This window comes from Saccharopolyspora sp. ASAGF58 (assembly GCF_012277335.1).
Lineage (GTDB): Bacteria > Actinomycetota > Actinomycetes > Mycobacteriales > Pseudonocardiaceae > Saccharopolyspora > Saccharopolyspora hattusasensis.
In genome coordinates, this window is sequence record NZ_CP040605.1 from 74,909 (window position 1) to 97,173 (window position 22,265).

At 64.5% G+C, this 22,265-nt stretch carries 2 protein-coding genes; both read right to left on the reverse strand.

The window, feature by feature from the left end:
* Positions 1-25: 25 nt before the first annotated feature.
* Positions 26-148 (reverse strand): hypothetical protein, encoded by a 123-nt coding sequence (locus FDZ84_RS39870; protein ID WP_256413635.1) that lies wholly within the window; start codon positions 146-148, stop codon positions 26-28.
* Between the two features lie 353 nt (positions 149-501).
* Positions 502-22,242, reverse strand: a complete 21,741-nt coding sequence (locus tag FDZ84_RS00170) for a hypothetical protein (RefSeq protein ID WP_168584071.1) — start codon at positions 22,240-22,242, stop codon at positions 502-504.
* Between the last annotated feature and the right edge of the window lie 23 nt (positions 22,243-22,265).

Below are 22,265 nucleotides of genomic sequence, written 5' to 3' on the forward strand. Positions count from 1 at the left end.
GGATCCCAGTTCGGCGACCACCGAATCAGATCAGCCAGGGTCCGCGGAGATACCGATCGCCCATCCACCAGCACACCACCACGTCGATCACCACGCACCACCACCACAAACCGGTCGCGCCCAGGAGGTATCCGCTGCGCAGCGCCATAAAGGAGACCATCGTCGGAATGCCCCGACCGCAGGAACAAGCCAACCGGAATCGGCGCCACCGTCGGCACCGGCTCACCCGCCGCGTCCCGCCGTGCCACGCCGCCGTCGGAAACCTCTGCCGGCACAGCCCCCGCGAGCGTGCGGCATTCCACAACGCGCGCTCGGCCATCCGCGTTGCCGGCAGCCTCGAACTGACCCTTTCCAGCTGCTGTGGGGTCAAGGTTCCCGACCGCGCCCTCCTCGTCTCTGCCGCGACCCTGGCACGCACATCCGGACGGTAGTCCGCCGGCAACGCCGCCAAAGACCGATTCATGCTCTCTATCAGTTCTACAAACTCGACACGGTTAGCCGTCATAGCCCCCAGCAAGCTCGCGGCAGCGGGCCCACCCGCAGACGAAGACGCCCCCTCACCCGGCAATTCCACATCCCGCGTGATCTCCTCAGCCTTTCTCTTCCGCCCACGCATGACGGTGTTGCGCTGGTCCCTCTCCTGCTTCCAAAGCGCCTCCAACACCTGCTCCGGATCGCCGGCGAGCCGACCAAGTACCGTGCGCACCCTCCCCGCCAACCGCACCACGCCACGCACGTCTGCATCGGAGGCGGACTCACGGCCTTCGAAGCGCGCAACCAATTTTTGAGGGCCTCGTACGAAATGTTCGACGATGCAGGATCAAGCTGTTTGGCCAACCACGCCAGGTCGTCGAGCGTCTTCATGCCCGGCGACGTCTTGCCGTACAACTGTTCTGCCAGATCCGCGACCCGGAACAGGCGACTGCCGCCCATCAATTCCGGGCCGATCTTGTCGCGAATCGCACGGGCACCACCAAAATCGTGCAGCGTGTCCATCAGCTCGAATACGCGACGAATACCGCCCCGCACATGCTCGGGCGGAGTCTCGTGCTGTCCCGTCAGGTCGTCCCACAGACCCCACAGATCGCGAATCGTTCGCTGGTATAAGGCAGCACCCCCTTCCCCTCTGCCGGCAGCGAGACCGGCGTCGATACGCGTCCGGAGCTCCCGCAGCATCTTCACCTGATTCCCTACCCAATGCACTCGCAGGTGGGGGACGACCTCCTGCGCCAACTCCGCCAGATGCCACAAGGACGCCTCGAAGCCGTCCGCGTCGCTGTCCAGCCCGATCTCCCGCGCCAGTTTTTCCCAGCCATCGCTGCCATCCCGTGCGAACGCCTGAGCAAGCCCCGCCAGCAACAGATCGGTCTCGTCCAGTATCGTCGCGGCAAGCTCTTCCCAGCCGCGCCCAAGTGGCTTCGCAATCCTCGTCATGAACGGATCCCGGGCAACGGCTTTCAGCCGCGCCTGCGACTCCGCCGGATCCGTGAATACCACAGACCGGGCATCCTCGATCTCACCCAGCAACCCCCGAGCCCACTGCGCCGTCTGCTCGTCAGGCGCGGTTTCCGTGAGCTCGGCCAGCCTATCCGCCACCGTCCGCCAAGGCTTATCGGCCTTCCAAATCGCCTCCAAAGCCCGCCCGGGACTGACCTGCCGATCGCCACCGGCATCCACTTGAACAGAATCCAGCCGATCAACGACCCGTCGCGCCCTCCCCGCCAACCGCACCAAGTCACGCACGTCTGCATAGGAGGCGGACTCACGGCCTTCGAGGCGCGCAACCAAGTTTTTGAGGGCTCCGTACGAAATGTCCGACGACGCAGGATCAAGCTGTTTGGCCAACCACGCCAGGTCGTCGAGCGTCTTCATGTCCGGCTTGTCCTGGAAATGCGAGGCCACATTCACGACCCGATACAGGCGACTGCCGCCCATCAATTCCGGGCCGATCGTGTCGCGAAGCGCGCGGGCACCACCAAAATCGTGCAACGTGTCCATCAGCGCGAATACGTGTTGAATACCGAAGTCCGGCATATGCTCGGGCGGAGTCTCGTACTGTCCTTTCAGATCCTCCCACAGACTCCACAGATCGCCAATTGTTCGCTGGTAGAAGGCAGCACCCTCTCTGCCGTCAGCGAAACCGGCGTCGATCCGCGTCCGGAGCTCTCGCAGCTTCTCCACCTGATCCCGCGCATAATGCACTCGCAGGTTGGGGTTGACCTCCTGAGCCAACTCCGCCAGGTGCCTCAAGGACGCCTCGAAATCGTCCGCGTCGCTGTCCAGCCCGATCTCCCGCGCCAGTTCTTCCCAGCCATCGCTGCCATCCCGTGCGAACGCCTGAGCAAGCCCCGCCAGCAACAGATCGGTCTCGTCCAGTATCGTCGCGGCAAGCTCTTTCCAGCCGGGCCCAAGTGACTCCGCAATCCTCGTCATGAACGCATCCCGGGCAACGGCTTTCAGCCGCGCCAACGACTCCGCCGGATTCGTGAATACCACGGACCGGGCATCCTCGATCTCACCCAGCAACCCCCGAGCCCACTGCGCCGTCTGCTCGTCACGCGCGGTTTCCGTGAGCTCGGCCAGCCTGTCCGCCACCGTCCGCCAAGGCTTGTCGGCCTTCCAAATCGCCTCCAAAGCCCGCCCCGGACTGACCTGCCGATCGCCACCGGCATCCACTTGAACAGAATCCAGCCGCTCAACGACCCGCGGCGCCCTCCCCGCCAATCGCACCAAGTCATTCACGTACCAATAGAGGTGGGCCCGCTCACGACGGTCTTCGAAGCGCGCAACCACGTTTTCAAGAGACGACAACGAAATGTTCGACGACCCGGGATCAAGATGGCTGGCCAACCACGCCAGGCCGCGGAGCGTCTGCATCGCCGGCCGCCCGCCGTACAACTGCTTTGCCAGCCGTATGACCGGGAACAGCCGCCTGCCGCCCACCAAGCCCTCGCCGATCTCACCGACTAACGCGCGGTAACCACCACCGTGGTCCGCCATGTCCATCAGCTCGAGCCAGGCACGAATCTCGTCGACCCGCACAGACTCGGGCGACCGAGACTCCTGCTGTCCGGTCTGAGCGTTGGACACTGGGCGGGACACATCGGCCACCAGGTCCCGAAGATCGTTCAGCGTCCGGGCGTAGAAGTCATCACTTCCACTACGGTCACCGAAGCCGGCATCGATCAACAACCGGAGCCGCCGCATCCCCAGCAAAGCATCGTCAACGCTGGACAGATCCGGATCTATCTCCCAGTACAACTCCGCCAGATTCTCCAGCGACTGCCGGGCATCAGCCGGCAGATTAGTTACGTCCCCCAGCCCTATCGCCACGGCAGCCTCGCTCCAGCCGCCCTCAAACCGCTCAGCAATCCTCGTCACGAACGACGGCAGGACAACAGCGTTCAGCCGCGCCTGCGACTCCGCCGGATTCGTGAATACCACGGACCGGGCACCCTCGATCTCACCCAGCAACCCCCGAGCCCACTGCGCCGTCTGCTCGTCACGCGCGGTTTCCGTGAGCTCGGCCAGCCTGTCCGCCACCGTCCGCCAAGGCTTGTCGGCCTTCCAAATCGCCTCCAAAGCCCGCCCCGGACTGACCTGCCGATCGCCACCGGCATCCACTTGAACAGAATCCAGCCGATCAACGACCCGTCTCGCCCTCCCTGCCAACCGCACCAAGCCGCGCACGTCCCCAATGGAGTCGGACTCACGGCCTTCAAAGCGCGCAACCATGTCGGTAAGGGATGACAACGAAATGGTCGACGACTCGGCATCAAACTGGTTGGCCAACCACGCCAGGCTATGCAACGTTTCCACATCCGGCGTCTCGTTGTCCACGTCCATCAGCTCGAGCCAGGCACGAACCTCGTCGACCCGCACAGACTCGGGCGACCGAAACTCCTGCTGTCCGGTCTGAGCGTTGGACACTGGGCGGGACACATCGGCCACCAGGTCCCGAAGATCGTTCAGCGTCCGGGCGTAGAAGTCATCACTTCCACTACGGTCACCGAAGCCGGCATCGATCAACAACCGGAGCCGCCGCATCCCCAGCAAAGCATCGTCAACGCTGGACAGATCCGGATCTATCTCCCAGTACAACTCCGCCAGATTCTCCAGCGACTGCCGGGCATCAGCCGGCAGATTAGTTACGTCCCCCAGCCCGACCTCCTGCGCCAGTCTCTGCCAACCATCCCCACCCTCCCCCGCGAACTGCGGAGCAAGCCTCGCCGCCAACTCCTCAGACAGCGGCGCCACGCGGAACGAATCCCAGGGTCCCCGCTCTGGGTCCGCAATCTCCTGCGCCGGGTCCTCAATCTCCTGCACCTCCGGCGCGGCAGCGCGTTCGTCCACCGGCGCGCGCAGGTGCACCGGGTGCGGCAATTCCAAATCACGCGGTGTTTCTGCGTCGAGCACAAATCCATCCGGCCCAAGGTCCACCGGTTCATCGACCCCCGGCAGGTGCTCCAGCACCCGGCCGGTCGGCGGTTCCTGCGGCCGCATCACACCATCCGCCGTCACCACCGCCGTGGTCACCATCGCGAGGGAATCACCGGTGCCTGGCCCGATCCACGTCAACCCGCCCACACCAAGCCGCACCGGCGAATTCAGTAGCGCCTTCAACTCCGTCACATTTTCCTTCGACACCGCACACGCGAACAACCACACCGACGCCCCAGCCTCCGGAGGATCCCAGTTGGGTGACCGCCGGATCACATCGGCCAGCGTGCGCGCATCCACCGACCGCCCATCCACCAACACCCCACCAAGTCCATCACCACGCGCCACCACCACAAACCGGTCACGTCGATACGAGATCCGCTGCGCAGCACCAAGAAGAAGATCATCATCGGAAAGCCCGGACCGCAGGAACAACCCGGCCCGGATCGCACGGGGCTCCTGCCGCAGCACGCTCTGGAAAGCACCCCCAACACCATCCAGACCGGGTGCCGCATCCCGCTCAGAGGCCTCATCTGAACCGCTGTCATCGCTGCGGCCCACCCCCACCCTGGGCGCCGCGCTGCGCGACTCCGGCAACTCGACGGCCCGAACCATCGTCCTCAATGGACCATCCGCGTCCGGGACCCCCGTCGACACATCACGGGCGAGGGATTCCAGACCCGACCGCGACTCCTCCAGACGCAGCACCTGGTGCCCGTCCTCCACAGCCCAGCGCCGCACGTTCACCGGTCCCCGGAAACGCGCGGCCTCCGCCATCGCCGCCCGCAAATCCGGCCGGTAGTCACCCGGCAAGTCCGCCAGATCCGCGGCAATCCGGTCATACGCACTCCACAACCCGGACAACGCCGAATTGATCCGGTCCGACACCCACCGCGAACCCACCTCCCGCAACATCCCGGGTTCCGGCGCAACAGCAACGAGTTGGGTCGCGAGGCTTCGGATGTCCTCATGCGACACCCGTGCGCCAGCGGGCAAACCGAGGAAGTCACGAACAACACTCCGCAGGTTCTCTGGACCCACCCCCGTCGCCCTCAAGCCCGCATTAGCGTCCTCCAACGCACCGGCCACCTGCCGGGCGTGCCGCACATCCTCCACGTCCAGATCCGCGGCGCTACGAACATCGGCAAGCACCGACGCCAACGCGCCAAGACGAACGATCCGACGCCGATCAGCGTCGCCCAGCGCACCATCCCCGGCCACACCCAGCTCGTCGCGGCCGAACCGCCGGACCAACTCATCGGCCAGCATCAACGGACCCACCGGCACAAGATCGGCCGCCTCACGCGCCGCCCGAATCTGCGCGGCCAGCTCCATAGCATGGACCTCGAGCTGCTCCAGCCGATCCGCCACCAGCGCATCCGCCGGCCGCAACAGCACCAGGCCGCTCTCCATATCCCGGAAGACCTGCGCACCGGCAACCGACGCTATCCCGTCGGCCAGTACCCGCAGATCCCCCCGGTACCAACTCGGCAACGACGCCAAATCCTCCGTCATCCGCGCCACAGCACCCCGCCGCAACGCAACCACCGCGCTCTCGACACGTTCAGTCACCGCGCTGCGCTCAAACCTCCAGGCCCGCTTCAGCCTCGACCACGTCACCACCCCCTCACGTGCCCGCGACATCATCAGATCGGCCAGATGACGCACATCGTCGTCAGTCACCGGACGCGCAACAGCGCCCCCGACCTGACCCTCCGGGCCGGGACCCGCCGCCCACAACTCAACCACCGACCGCAGATACCCGGCCAGCCTCGCTTCGTCCAGATCGGCAGGCATCGGACCGAGCCGGTCGTCCGCACCCTGCACCCGCAACCCCCGCAGGCGCGGCCACAGCAGATCAATGTCCGCGGCCTGCCGCACCTGATCCAGAGTCGGCCGGTCGCCATCTCTGTCCATCGCCAACCGCACAACGATGGCCAACTCCTGCCACACCCGATCCACAGTGTCGCGCAGGTTCTGCCGGTCCCGTGCCGCATACCGTGAATCCACGCCAACCGCTTGGGCCACAGCGCGTCCGCCACCGTGCTCCTCCGCCAACGCCACCAGCGCGGCCACGGCACGATCGCTCACATCGGCGCTCTCCTCCTGGATCAGCCATTCACCGGTGATCAGGAGATCACCCAACGAGTTCAAACGAGAACGGTCGGTCGGCCGCCAAGGCGTCCCCCTCTCCTCCCGGACGTTAGCCCGGAAAACATCGACACGAGCCAGCAAGCCCCTCCGGTTGTTCGCCTCCAGCCACGCGCGATTGGCCACCAACCGGCCGGCAATGGGCTCCAGAGCACCCAGCACCACAAGGCCGGGGAGCTCCACAGGCGCCGTCTGCGCGCGCCAAACACTCTGCAAGCTTTCGAAGGTGGCCCCACGCCAACGATCCCTCGCGATTTCGACGAGCTCCACCAGCATCTGCACGTCCGCATCCGACACCGGCCGTTCGTCAGCCGGGTTAAAGTCCCGCACCATCTGCCGCACATGATCGATCGTGACGCTCTCGCCAACATCCGGGTAGCGGCGTCGAACCGCGTCGAACAGCCGACGAACGTCACGCAAGTCCGAGAAAGCCGCTATCCGCGGCAATTCGGCAGGAGACGGATCTTCACCCGGGTCCCTGCCGAACACGTCCAACATCAGCCGGGTGATATTGACCAAACGCTGCTCATAATTGGTCACCCACCGCGGGCTGAACCGCCGGAAGCCCCGCTCCTGATGATGCAACCCGATCGTTTCGGCCAACTCAGTCCGGCCACCCGCGATAGCCTCGTAATACTCCAACACACCGCGCGCCTCCTCCGCACGGTCCACATCAATCGGACCCGTCGCACTATCCGCGCGACTTTCCCCGCCAACCCCCGGACGACCGCTGGGCCCAGCCACCGCACCTGAGCCCGCCGAATCCGTTTCATCCGAATCGAACTGCCACCCTCCCGAGGTCGCCTGTGAAACCGCGTCGCTCTGTACCGAGACAGCACCACCATCCACAGCAGACTCCGCGGCGGGCATCGTCCCTTCCGCCGACTCCGTCTCTGCGCTCAAGCGATCAAGCCGCCCCGGCGACTCTGCCGGGGTCGCCTCGCCAAAGACCCTCCCAGTGCCACCGGTCGCCACATCACCCGGCACAAGCGTCATGGACTCCGACAGCGTGTCCCCAACGGTCTCCGACCCCGGATCGTCAGCGGACTCCGACAGCGTGTCCCTACCCGGGGCCGGCCCCGCGCCCGCACCTGATCGTCCCGCTGCCCGATCCTCCGTAAGCCAAGACTCCGACGCGCCCGAATCCGACGACGACTCCGACGACGACTCCGACGAGTCGTCAGCCAAGAACTCCCCATCATCCCCGGCACTCCGACCACCGAACCCCGGTGATCCACTGGAACGGTACAACGATGCAGACTGCTCCCGAGCCTCGCGAGCAGTCTCCGTCGGGGCCGTAGACACCGTCTGCGGATCGGCCGGAGTGGTCCCCGGTTCGGGACCACTCCGACGAACCGATCCCCGCTCGGTTTCCCCGCCCCGCTCGGCGGTTTCCCCGCCAGTGGTCTCCGGACGATCGGCTTCCCGCACGTCTGCTCGGTCGCCCGAGGACCTGGCTACCCGGTAGTTCTCCGCGTCGACCGCCGAGGCTGCCGGAGCGTCCGAGTCCCGCGACACCAGGTGCTGCATGGCGCGTTTGTGACCGTCCTCGCCGAGCACCATGCGTAGAACCGCGTCCAGTGTGTTCCTCGTATTCGCCAGGAACGCGTCCCGCACCTCCTGGACGGCGGCCGGATCCCCGCGCAGCTCGCCCAGCTCACGCAGCACGGCACTCTCCTCGACGGGCTCCCGCGACAGCAGGTGATCCAACGTCCGCGCCCGACGCTGCGGGCCCGGCACCAGCACATCCGGACGCAGTCCCTGCGCAATCGCGATTTCCTCGATCCGCCACAGGCTCCGTGGCAGGAACGCCCCCTGCTTGCTCGTCATCACCCCGTCATCGGGTATGTAGGAGTTCTGCGAGCTGTACGGTCGGCCGGTAGCAGTATCGATGGGCATCGGCGGATCGGCCCGGTTGAACGCCCGGCGGTCATCGGCCTTCGGACGCTCCTGGAGGTCCCCGACCTGGCCCCCGCGCAACCGCTGAAGGAAATCGGGCGTGAGCCCCAGGTGGGAACCGACCTTGGTGGCGAGGCCATACCCGCTGGCCCGAATGCCCCAGCCCCTCAGATCCCCGTCGGCAGACTGCCGGAGGTCGACGAAGAAGTGCGACTCGGCCCGTTTGTCGCTGAACTCCAGCTTGACGAAATACCCCGCGTCCGGGTGCATCCGCTCGGGCCGGAACAACTCCGTGACCCCGCTGATCGCACGGTCCTTCAGCTCATCGACCTCCCGCTGGGCATCCGCGAGCCGCCGCTTCGACTCGTCCGCCTTCGCCCGCAACCGCTGCGCCTCCTCCCGCAACGCAGCATCGTGCGGTTCGCGTGCCGCGTCCGCCTCCGCTTCCGCGGCCCACCGCTCGCCGGCACCCACCTTGTCCCGCAGCGGACTCAGATACTCGTCCGTGTCCAGGTACGTCCGGACCGTGTACTCCCGCAGCGACACACCGTCCACGGTCTGTCGGCGACCGAGCGTGTAAGCCCCCGTGTCGAAATACTCATCGGGCAGACCGAGGTAGTGCCCGAGCTCGTGGGCGAACGTCGAAGCGAGCGTGTACGGGTTCCAAATGACCTGGTTGGTACCCGCGTCCGGGTCGGTGCGGAGGCCGATCGACCGATGGGCCTGCGCCGGGTCGTCAACAAACTCAAGCCGGAAGTGGAACTGGTCGCCGGAATGGGCCATCCGGTAACCCCGGTTGAACAGCTCATCCACCCAATCGCCGGCGCGCCGCTTTAGGTCGTCGATCACGTGCTGCCGCTGATCCAGCTCCACACCGGCCTTATGCGCCTTGGCCGACTGTGCGTCGGCCCGCCGCCGGGCGGCATCGGCGTCGGCCTGCGCACCGTCAAGCACCGCGGCGTTGCCCGGCGACGAATCCAGTTGCTGTTCGAGTTCCCGGACAGCCGCCTCGGCATTGTCGGCGGCGTTCTCTGCTTCCCTGGCAAGCCGCAGTTCACCCTCGGCGCTCTCCCGGAACGGCGCCAGGAACTCGCCGGAGTTCAGGTGCGCCTTGAACGTGAACTCCTGCACCCCACGCCCCGGCGCCACCTCGAAGCGCCGCCAGTCATAGCTGACAACGCCCGTTCCGGTCACCAACCTGTTGGGCCGGCTGGACATCCGGACATCCCTGACCTCGAAGGCCACTGAGCCATCGGGAATCGTATTCCGCAGGTGCTCCCACGCGTCGGGCTTCAGCGGGCTCGGCAGCGGATCGAACCACGACGCCTGCCGCACCTCGGTGTGCTGCCAGGCGCGGTCCTCGACCCCGGGTTCCTTCCTACCGCGCCAGAGGTCGTCATAGTCGACGGCTTCCCCGGGGCTGACCGCCGGCTCGGTTACCCCGCCCCGCTCGGCGGTTCCGCCATTGGTGGTGCCCGTGTCCGTCCGGTCGTCCGCCCGCCGCGACGCACGGAACACCCCGTCCCGGTTCTGGCGGGTCCACCCGGATCCGCCAGTAACCGGCTCGCCTGCGCCGGCCACCGATGCCGTCTCCGGCCCCGAACCCGCCCTCACGGCCGATTCCGCGCGCCTCAGACGCTGCAGTCGCCGCAGAAACTCCCGCGCATCGTCTGACTGACCTCCATTCGTCAGCAGCCGATGCGCGACCGCATCCCGCAATTCAGTATCATCCCATATTTCACTGAAGTACCGACGGAACACGCTGACCACAACATCTGAATCGTACAGACCTAGCAGTCGCTCGAACCCGCCGCTCGCTATAGCGTGAATCGCCTGCAATTCCCGTGTCGCGTATTCTGAGTACCCCCTCTGCAACTTCTCAACATCAGCGACAGCCTCCGATACCCGACCACGGAGCGTTTTGATCTGAACCGAATCTAGATACAGCAACCACATCCTAATCTTGGCTTTATATTTGTTCCGCAGGCCACTGTTCATCTCCGGCTCCGCCAAAATCTGCTCCAGCGACTTCACCGTAGCCTTCAAATCGGAGGCCAGCTGCTTCCGGACCTCCTTTAGAACATAGTGGCTAATCCAAGCCCTAGATCTCGCGAACCGAGCTGCCAAACCGGCGGCGGTGGTGTATTCCGTGCGAAGCGCCTCCGCAATCGCCTCGTTTCGCAGCACCCTGGCGACAGCATCCGTGTCCCACAAACCACTAAGCTGCGCGCCAACCCACAGGCGCCCATTACTCAGCCCTTCGTCAGCTTGATCGGCTCTAGGCTCTGAGGCCACCGTGGTGTCGGCAGTGCTCGGTTCCGGACGGCCACTCAGGTCACCAGCCAGGTAACAGATCAGTTTCCACCGCAACTCCTTCACCTGCTGATCAGCCGGCGGTTTCATCAACTCGCGTGCCATCACATCCCGGAACGGGATCGACTCCGCGAGAGGCCCCAAGACCTCGTCCGCGGCAGCGTACAAACCGGCCACGCGAGCTCGATCTTGTTCGCTGGCCAAAGCTTGATCGTCCAACGCTTGACGAGCCTCCGCGAATTCCCGCATTATCAGATTTTTCTTCTCTTCCGTTCTCACCGCCTCGATCGCGTCGTGAGGCAGACCACTCACCACCACACCAAGATCACCAAGATCACCAAGATCACCAAGATCACCAAGATCACCAAGATCACGAGCCAGATAATCGGCCATTTCCCCCCGCACCGCCTCGATCTCGTCGTGAGGCAGACCACTCACCACGACGCCAAGGTCACCAAGGTCACCAAGGTCACGGGCCAGATAATCGGCCATTTCCCCCCGCACCGCCTCAGCACCGCGCGCGTCCTTCGGATGCCCGGCCAACCAGTGCGCCATCACAAACCGGAACCGCTCCGACCTACTCAACGGCCCCAAAATCCTGTCCGCATCAGTCAACAACCCGACCGCACGATCCGCGCTCCCGAACCACTCACGCAACTGCGCCTCGGCCCGGTTGTATCGCTCGTCCCAGTCCCGCACCGCCAATTCACGTAGTTCTTGATACAACTGCGGGTCCCGCACCACGAGATTACGTAGTGTTTGATGCCTCTCCTCGATGCCGGCGCGATTCTCCGGATGACTCATAATGTAGTGCGCCATCACACGCCGGGCTCCGTCATGGACCCCAATAGCTCCCATGCTCGGCTTCACTCCATCGATCAGATCGTCTACTGATTGCCCCTCCTCATCGCGCATCCTCTTCAGCCCAGCGTCCGCCTCAGCGATCCACGCACTCAGCTCGGCCACCGCAGAAGACTCCCCTGAGCCTGCCGCCTGATTCAATCCACCGGAGCCGAGCGGCTGCGACGGATCCTCGCCATGAAGCCCCGCAAGCTGCTGTTCCGTCTCGCCGACGACGGTCTCGTCAACGATCATCTCGTCGACGATGGTCTCGTCGACGATGGTCCCCGCATTTCCCCACACATAGTCAGACTCCCGCTGCATGTCCCTACTCGGCCCCGGCTCCGGCCCCGCGCCCTCATTCACGGCGAGGCTCGGAAGATTCGGTCGCTGCAGGAACTGCTGCGCATCCGCTATCCGATTCTCCTGACCTCCATGCGTCACGAGCGCATCTTGCAACTCTTGAAGAGCAGCGGCAGCTTCCGCTGCCCGATTACGGACCGACTTGATATACGCCGAATCTATGTTATTCAACCACTCCTCGATCTTGGGATCATATTTTCTCTGCAGGTCAGTGTTCTCCAGCTTCGCCAAAATCTGCTGCAGCGAGTCCACCGTAGCCTTCAAATCGGAGGCCAGCTGCTTCCGGACCTCCCTAAAAACTCTGGTACCCCAATCCTCAGCTCTCGCGAACCGAGCCGCCAAAACGGCGGCGGTGGCGTATTCCGTGCGAAGCGCCTCCGCAATCGCCTCCTCCCGCAGCACCTTGCTGACAGCATCCGGGCCCCACAAACCACTAAGCTCCGCGCCAACCCACAGGCGCCGCTGATGATGCCGTCCGTCAGCTCGATCGGCTCTAGGCCTTGAGGTCACCGTGGTGTCGGCAGTGCTCGGTTCCGGACGGCCACTCAGGTCACCAGCCAGGTAACAGATCAGTTTCCACCGCAACTCCTGCACCTGCTGATCAGCCAGGGGGTTCGTCATCAACTGCTGCTGCTCCTGCGGTTTATCCCCCAGGTTCTCCAGCTTCTTCAGCAACGCGTGTGCCATCACATCCTTGAACGGCTTCGACTCCGCGAGAGGCCCCAAGACCTCGCCCGCGGCAGCGTACAAATCCTTCACGCGAGCTCGATCTTGTTCGCTGACCAACGCTTGACCGGCCAACGCTTGACCGGCCTCCGCGAATTCCTGCTTTATCAAGCTTACGGCCGCAACCTCCGCCTGATCCCGAGCACGATCCGCCTGCCAACGCTCCTCTTCCGCTCTCACCTTCTGGATCTCGTCGCGACTCAAACCACTCACCGCCACGCCGATTTCAGGGTCACGATCGTCATCGGCCAGATAGCCGGCCAGTTCCACACGCAACGCCTGAGCACCGTGCCCGTCATCCGGATGCTCGCCCAACCAGTGCGCCATCACATTCCGGAACCGCTCCAACACCCTCAGCGGCCCCAAAATCACGTCCGTATCACTCAACAACTGGCGCGCGAAACGAATCTTGGACTCGCGCCACTCATTCACCTGCGCCTCGGCCCGCTCAACCCGCTCGTTCCAGTCTCGCAACGCCAACTCACGTATTGAAGACTCCCCTGATGGCCCCGCTGCCTGATCCTCCGGTCCCGCTCCGGCCTGGACGCTCAGCCCGCTGCCCTGCGTACCCAGCTCGCCCGCCAACGCCTGGGAAAACTCGGACTCCGGCACCAGGCCCCTCTTATCCGGCTCCGGACCCGCGCCCGCACTCACGGCCGATGCCGCGAGCCTCAGACCACGCAGTCGCTGCAGAAACTCCTCCGCATCCTTTAACTGACGGCCATTTGTCACCAGCCGATGCGCGACCGCATCCCGCAATTGAAGATCACCCTGCAATCCCCTGAAAATCTGGTAGAAGTCGCGGACCTCAACATCTTGACCGTACCGATCTTGCAGTTGCGCGAACCCGCCTCTCGTTGTCTCGTAAATCCACCGCAATTTCTGCACCGCGTAATTTCGGTACCCTCCCCGCAACTCCTGAACAGCAGCGGCAGCTTCCGATGACCGACGGAAGACTGTCTTGGTTGCCACCTTATCTATATTATTCTCCCATTCCTCAATCTTGGCGCGATAAGCATTCCGTAGTTTAGTGATTCTCTCCGCCGCCTCCGCCCCCGCCTCCGCCTCCGCCGCCTCCGCCTCCGCCTCCGCCTCCGCCAAAATGTGTCGCAGAGACTTCACCGAATTTTCCAAATTGGAGGACAGTTCCTTCTTGACTTCCACAAGAACACTGGCACCCCAATTCTTGGCTCTGTTGAACAATTCTCCCAAATCTTCGGGGCCGTATTCCCGGAGAAGCGCCGCATTAAATGCCTCCTTCCGCAGCACGTCCTCGACAGCATCGGCCCCCAAACCACTAAGCTCCTCGCCGGACGCCACGCGCCGCTTATAAATCTTCATTGCTTCAGATCGATCGCTCGGTTTCGAACCGCCAATCAGGTCACCAGCCAGGTAACGGACCAGTTTCTCCCGCAACTTCTGCACCTGCTGATCAGCCGGCGGTTTCATCAACTCGTGTGCCATCACATCCCGGAACGACTTCGACACCCTCAGCGGCCCCAAAATACTCTTCGCATCATGCAACAACCGGTCCGCAGCGCCTTCACCCGCGATCTTGTCCCACCCAGCCAACTGGTCCGCGGCCTGCTTGGACTGCTCTTTCCAGAGCACCAGCATCCGGGTGGCCCTGCGCTCCCTTTGACGTTGCTCCCCCAACTCGCGAAGAGCAGCGACAGCTTCCTCTACTTCCGTTACCCGACTACGGATCGTACTGGCATGCGCCCGATCTAGATTCGACCACTTTTCGATTTTGGCGTGATATTTGTCCGACAGGTCAGGACTTTCCTCCTCGATCAAAATCTGCCGCAGAGACTCCACCGCAGAATTCAATTCGGAGATCAGCGACTTCTTGATGTCCGCAAGGACTTTGGAACCCCAATTTGGGGCTCTGTTGAACCGTTTTGCCAAACCCTCACCGGTGTACCCCCTGCGACGTGCCTCCGCAATTGCGTCGGCCTGCAGCATTTCGTTGACAGCAGTATCGTCCCGCAAACCACTAAGCGCCTTGCCGACCGCTATGTTCCGCTGATAAATCCTCAGTGCTTCAGGTCGATTTTTTTTAGGCGCCCGGGTGGCCGCAGCGGGACGCGAGTTGTCGGCAGTGCTCGGTTCCGGACGGCCACTCAGGTCACCAGCCAGGTAACAGACCAGTCTCCACCGCAACTCCTGCACCTGCTGATCAGCCTGGGGGTTCGTCATCAACTGCTGCTGCTCCTGCGGTTTATCCCCCAGGTTCTCCAGCTTCTTCAGCAACGCGTGTGCCATCACATCCTTGAACGGCTTCGACTCCGCGAGAGGCCCCAGGACCTCGCCCGCGGCAGCGTACAAATCCTTCACGCGAGCTTGATCTTGTTCGCTGGCCAACGCTTGACCGGCCTCCGCGAATTCTTGCCTTATTTCGCTTCCTCGAGCGTGCCACTCTGCAACACCATCGACCCCGCCATCTTGACCCGCGATCTTGCCTCGCTCAGGCAACTGCTCTGCGGCCCGCTTGGACGGCTTTCGGCCCAGCGACTCAACAGCAGCGGCAACTTCCGCTGTCCTACGACGGATCGTTCTGCGATGCGCCCCTTTTAGATCCAACCAGCTTTTGATCTTGGCTTCATATTCTTCCCGCAGGTTAGTGTCTGCCTCGCCCTCCAAAACCTTCTGCAGAGACTCCACCGAATTTTTCAAATCGGAGATCAGCCGCTCCCGGGCATCACCAAGAACTTTTTCACCCCATGCCCGGGATCTGTTGTAAAGCACCCCCAACTCGATAGCGTCGTAATACTTGCCAAGCGCGGCCTTAAGTGCCTCGTTTCGCAGCAACTCTCTGATTTCACTGCCCTTGAAGCCACTCAGTGCCGTGCCCACCGCCACGTGCCGGTAATCCATCTGGATCGCTGTAGACTGAGTCACGCCGATTCCAGGCGCCGGAGTCACCGTGGCGGAAAGCAATTTTTCGGCATTTTTCGGATTCTCACCGGCACTTGTGTCACCAGCCAGGTATTTGACCAGTCTCCACCGCAACTCCTGCACCTGCTGATCAGCCTGGGGGTTCGTCATCAACTGCTGCTGCTCCTGCGGTTTATCCCCCAGGTTCTCCAGCTTCTTCAGCAACAGGTGTGCCATCACATCCTGGAACGGCTTCGACTCCGCGAGAGGACCCAAGACCTCGTCCGCGGCATCATACAAACGGCCCACGTCATCTTTATTTTTTACGCTGGCCAACTCGTGACCGGCGTCCGAGAATTCTTGCTGTACCGAGCTAATCCGAGAAATAACGTCCAGCGCTGCTTCATAAGCGTCCCCGCGCACCATCGGGGCCACAGCCTCCGCCTGGTTCCCGGCACGAGCTTCCTGCTCTTGTGCTCTCGCCTCCTCGAACGCGTCGCGAGGCAAACCACTCACCTCCATGCCAATGCCAGAGTCACCGCCCAGATAACCGGCCATTTCCACCCGCACCGCCTGAGCACCGCGCGCGTCATTCCGATGCTCACCCAACCAGTGCGCCATCACAACCCGGAACCGCCCGGACGCCTTCAGCGGCCCCAAAATCCCGTCCGCATCAGTCAAAAACCGGTTCACAACATCAAAACCCACGATCTCGGCCCACTCACGTAACCGCTTCTCGGCCCGCGTGTATCGCTCATACCAGTCCTGCACCGTAATAAGCGTGTCCACCTCCGCCTGCACCGTCTCGATACGCTCCTGCAGGGCCTCCAACTCCCGGTGCTGAACCGGATCCAACGCCCGCCCCTCCAACATCGCCTCTCGGATCGGATCGAACTTCTGCCCCGGGAACTCCGCCTTCTGAGCCGCCAGCTCCGCCAGCTCCGCCAGCCCTTCCTCAATCCGCTTAGCCCGCTGCTCCCGCTCCGTCTGGTGCCCGGCAACACCCGCGCCCTCATTCACCGGCACCGCAGCATGTGGCTGTGAAGGCCCGCGCCTTTGGCCCGAACCCCCACCCGCCGCAGAAGACTCCCCGAACTGTCCCGCTGCCTGCCCCCCCGGACCCCGACCCGGCCCCGGACCCGGCTGCGGACCCGCGCCCGCACTGATATGCGCCAGCCCGATCATCTGGCGCTTCCGCTCTACACGCAGTCGCTCCGCGGCAGTTTCACCATCCGGGGACGTCAGGTACTGATGCGCCATCAGCACCCGAGCCTTCAGACTCGCCCCAGACAGCTCGCCCAAAATACTGTCCGCGTACGCATACGCCTCGGCCCGGCTGCCCGGGTCAGCCCCCTTCAACTCACGCAGCGCAACCCCGAAAGCACCACCGCCCCCACCAGTCCCCTCGACGGGCAACGTTCCCCCCGACGGCGAGCCTCCCCGCAAGAGACTAAGCCGGGCCAGCAGCGCCTCCCGTGCCTTCTTGCCGAGACCGCCCCCGGCGTCATCGGTCCCCGCATCACGCACATCCTCAGCGGACTCTGGCAGCAAGCCCCCAACCGGCTCCGGACCCGCGCCCGCACTGATATGCGCCCCCGCCCTCCAAAAATCGCCCAGCGTTCCCCGCACCTCCTCAACACGCTCCGCACGCTCAACACGCTCCGCGGGTTCATCCGGAGACAAGCCAACGTCCATCATGTGCAAGCTATGGGCCATCACGCTCACAAACGCCGGCACCCCATTAAGAGGCGCCCCCAACGCCCTCTCCGCCTCCGCCCACAACGACCTGCGCTTTTCCTCGTCAGTCCACGGCAGCGCCTTTAAGTACCCGTCAGCCTGCTCGCTCAGTACCCGCAGATGCGCCGCAGCATCAGCCGACCTCACACGAGACAACGCCGCAACCCGCCTCTCCTCTTCCTCTCTCTCCCTCTTCCTAGACCGACGGTCGCTGCCGCGCTCCCTCTCGCGGTTGCGCCTCTCCTCATCGTCCGCCGCAAACTCGTTAACCGTGTCCACCTCCTTCTGCACCGTGTCGATACGCTCCTGCAGCGACCTCAAATCCGGGTGCTGAACCGGATCCAACGCCCGCCCCGCCGACATCTCATCCCGGACCGGATCGAACGCCCGCCCCGGCAACGACTTCTCCAACTCCGCCTTCTGAGCCTCCAGCCCCGCCAGCCCCGCCCGCCTTGCCGCAATCCGCTCAAGCCGCTCCTCCCGCTCCCTGGCCTTGCGGGCCCTCCAGTTCTTGAGCCTATCCCGCGCCTTGTCCCGCTCACGCGCGTAATCCCTGTGCCGGTCGCCCCTCTTATTGGCAGCCGCAAACTTGTTCAAAGCCTCCTCCGCATCCGTTTTAGCCCGCTCCAGCTCCTTCCCCTCCTTTTCCTGAGCCTCATTCCACTCATGCCTCGGCACCTCGTTCAACTTTGCCCGCGCAGCCACAGTCTTCGCCAGTGAATCCTTCAACTGTGCAAGCTGCTCAGCCCGCGCCTTCCGCCCTGCGGCCGCCCGGTTCCTGGCCTTTTCCCGCGCCCTGTCCGCCTTTTCGTTCTCGATCTCCTCAAGGTTCTTAAGCGTGTCCACCTCCTTCTGCACCGTGTCGATACTCTCCTGCAGCGACCTCAAATCCGGATGCTGAACCGGATCCAACGCCCGCCCCGCCGACATCGCATCCCGGACCGGATCGAACGCATTCTGCCCCTCTAACGACGCCTCCAACGACGCCTCCAACGCCGTCTTCTGAGCCTTCAGCTTCGCCAGCTTCGCCTCCTCTGCCGCAATCCGCTCACGCCGATCGGCCTGCTCTTGTTTGACACGATGCCGCCTCTCCCTGTCACGATCTACTGCCTTTTTATTCCGCTCCTTCTTGTCCAACTCCTCCTGCACCGCCGCGATACTCTGGTGCGGCTCCTCCCGCTGCGTCCGCAAATCCGCACCCGTCCCATCCACCGGATCCCGCAACGGCATCGACTCACCGAAGGGCACCCCGCCGAAATCCTCGGACAGCCGTACTGGTCCCGCACCGGCCTGGATTTTCAGCCCGCTGCCCCGCGTACGCAGCCAGTCCGCCAGTGCCCGGGAAAACTCCACCACCTCGGCCCAGTGCTCCCGGCCAAGGTCGTGGTACCTGGCCGCGACCAGCGCCACCACATCCTCCAGCGGCACAACATCCCCGCGAGCCAACGCCGCGACGTCATGCGCGATCCACACAATCTGCCCGGCCTTCTCCTTTTCGTCGCTGGACAGGTCCAGCTCCTTCGCCTCGGCGATCGCGCGGACCAGATCCTCCTGCGTCCACTGCCCCACCGGTATCCCACTGGTATCCCGCACCGTGCCCGCCCCGGCACCCGGTGTGGTCGACGCGGGCCGTTCCTCCCCAGCAGCCTCCGACCTCGCCTGGGCAGACCCCGTCCCGGTAGCCGATGCCTCACCCCCGGCCACCGTCGTGCCACCAGAGGCGGCCGGAACCAACACCGGCTGCAACGGGGGCGCCGGTTCGATCGCATCCGGACCCGGACCCGGCTGCCCCGTAAGACTGGACGCGATGCGGCCGGGTGTGGGACCGCCGAAACCGCCAGGATCCGCCGCTTCCGGGCCCGCACCACCACGTTCGCCGCCAACGGAAGCGACCTCGCCCGGCACCACACCAGGCCAGGCCAGACGACGGCGTTTCCCACCACGAGCGGAATCAGCAGGGTCAGCCGGATCAGCGGAGGTGCGTCGCTTCCGCTCGCCGGTCGCTTCTCTTGCCCGGGACGCCAGGTCTTTCCAGGTCTTCTCGGCCTCCCGCAGCCCAGGCAAACTATCCGCGACCGTCTGCAGATCCGTTGAGGTCCAGGCTCCCTTCCGGAGCATGCGTTTCGCAGCTTCGAGGTTGGATGCGTGCTCACCGCCCGGATCGAATCCCGGCCGCATCACCGTCAAATGCTGTTCCATCCAGCCCGCCAACTTGGCCAGCTCCGCAATCCCCGCCAGCCCCGCAATCCCAGCCAGATTACGGTCCAGCCGCACGGACTCGGACTCCAGCGCATCAAGCGACCCCGCCACCCGCGGCAACCGGCCATCCAGCCACGCCACCAGCTCCGGGCCACCCCATCCGCCATGCTCAGCCCACCAAGCCAAGGCACCGCCCGCGCGCGCCACCACCTTCGACGACAACGACTCGGGATCGATCTTTCTGTCATCACCCTGGACCGCGTCCACGAAATAATGCGCCGACTCGTCTTCAAAGAAATCACCAGAAGCCAGGAACGCAGTCGCGTCGTCACCCTTCACATACACCGCCCGCGGAACATCCTGCGGGGTCGCCGACGGTGCATCCTGCGAACCCGCCAGCGGCACCCTCAACACAAGGAAATGAACATCGGGCCCCGAGTTCGCCGGGTGCTTCATGAACCCCCGCATCGCATCACGGCCACCGGTCAGCCGAAGCTGCGGGACAACACCCCCCGTGGCCTCCTGGAACTCCGCACTCGCCGCACCTCCCACCACCCGCCGCAACACACCAGAATGCAGCAAACCCTTCGCCGCGCGAACATGATCGGCGATCTGCTCCAGCAACCCCGTAGCCGCCGCATCAGGGCTGTCCGGGTCGGGAATCACAATGCCCGAGCCCTCCACCATGGCCCTCGCGACCTCATTGCCCAGCAGCACCTGAACAACGATGTAATTGACCGAAGCCCTCAACGGCCTCCCGAATCTATCGATGACCTTCCGATATTCGGGCCGCAGAGACTCAACTGAGGCGCTCACCTCCTCCCACTGTTCCAGGGCACCGGACGGGAACTCGTCCCCCTTCGTGGCATCAGCCCACACGAGACGACGCTCAGCCTCCCGAATCCCGCTCTCGCTCCACACCACCCGCCTCAACGGCTGCGGCCACTGCATGACCCCGTCGGTGATAGCCCCCAGAACACCCTGGTGCAGCTTCCCAGCTAGCCCCGCGAAGGGCTCGCCGACGTCCGTCAGCCACCCCCATACAACGGGCTCGGACACCACGCCGCTGTCAGTCACCTCGAGTGCCCGGCCCGGGCCGAGGTAGCGCACCAGCTCCGAACCCGGAAGCCGGGCAGCCTCGCGCATCAGCCGCTGTTGGAACGGGAGGGGCTGGCTACTGCCGTCCAGCCACGCCTGCAACGTGGAATCGTCAACTCCGGTCACCTTGGCCGCTCGGGCTGCGCCGAGGTGGCGCACCACTTCCTCATCCGGGGCGTCGGCGGGAACAGCAGCTCCGGCGACGTAGTCCACCACCCCGGGAAGAGTCCAATCCCAACCCTGTGTGGTCGGCAAACCGAAAACCTTGTCCGCGGCGGCAGCTGCCCTCTCCGGCTGCCCGTGCGCGAACAACCGCACGCGCCTCAGGCGGGTCAGCTCCCGCAATCGGTCCTCCACCGCGACCGTGCCTTCCGGCCCGCCGAACGCCGCGAGAATCGTGTCCAGCACGATCCCGCGCATCACCGCACGATCGCTGGGACGGCCACGACGCCACTCTTGCACGTCTCCCGCAGAAACGCCGACCGCATGGGCAATGTCCCAGAAGTCGCCGAGGAAGCGCTTGAGGTAGCCAAGCTCATCACCGTCCAGGGTTTGCGCCAGCTCGTGCAGCACGTTCAGCTCCCGCGGACTGGGCCGCCTGCCTGGCTCACCGGCACGCTGCCGTGCCGGACCGCCCGGGTCGCGTTTCACCTGGCTGTCGGGCTCGCTCGCGGCGAGCACCACCTGGTCCAGGCGACCGAGCCCGGCCACCTCTTCCCGCAGTTCGGCGCGGTACTGGGCCGCGGGTGGGGCTTCCTCGTCCCAGTTCTCCAGCCGACGGCGGCTATCGGCCAGGCGCACCATGAACTGCCCCAGAACCTGCAACCGCTCCTTGGTCCGCTGACCGTCCGGCAGCAGGTCTTCGACCAGTGTCTTGACCTCCTCCCGCCCGCCATAGGTGCTGACCACCGACCCGATGATCGCCCGGCGCAACGCCTCCGCATGCCACCCTTCGGGCAGGTGCGACCACATCCGCCACACCCACGCCGTGGTCTCATCCACCCCCAACGCCTGAGCCAGATACAGGTCCCGGTACACCCCCGGGTTGACCATACTCATCAACCCCGCCGGCCCCTTATCGTTCAGGGCCGCGAACAACCCCTCCCATTCGACCTCACGGCCACGACGCAACAACCCCTGATCCGCCAGCCCGTACTCCACCCTGACACCAGCCGGATCCACCACATGCACGAAGAACTCCACCGACTCCCCGATGTTGTCCAACCAGGTACCCCGCGGCAATTCCCCGTTCGGATCCAGACGCCGCGGCACCCCCTCCAACACCTCCGGCGCCCCCTGGGTCAGCGGGGCCCACAAGTCCTCCGGCCGGTTGGCGCCATCCCGCCTTAGCCCTGGCGCGTTCTCGCCCAGCACATACCAGACGTCGACGCCCTCCTCCACCAACTCCCGACCGTCCACATCCGACAACAACTTGCGGGCTCTCCACGTCGTCGTCCGCTTCTTCACCACCACCGCACGGTCCACAACACCCCAAAAGTCCAGCATCCGCAGGAACGCCAGGACATGGTGACCATCAACCTCGGCGTGACCATCCACCCCAGCCAGCCTCGGCCGCGCGGCCACTCCCGTCGCTTCCACGAAAGCCTCCAGCGCCGCCCGCC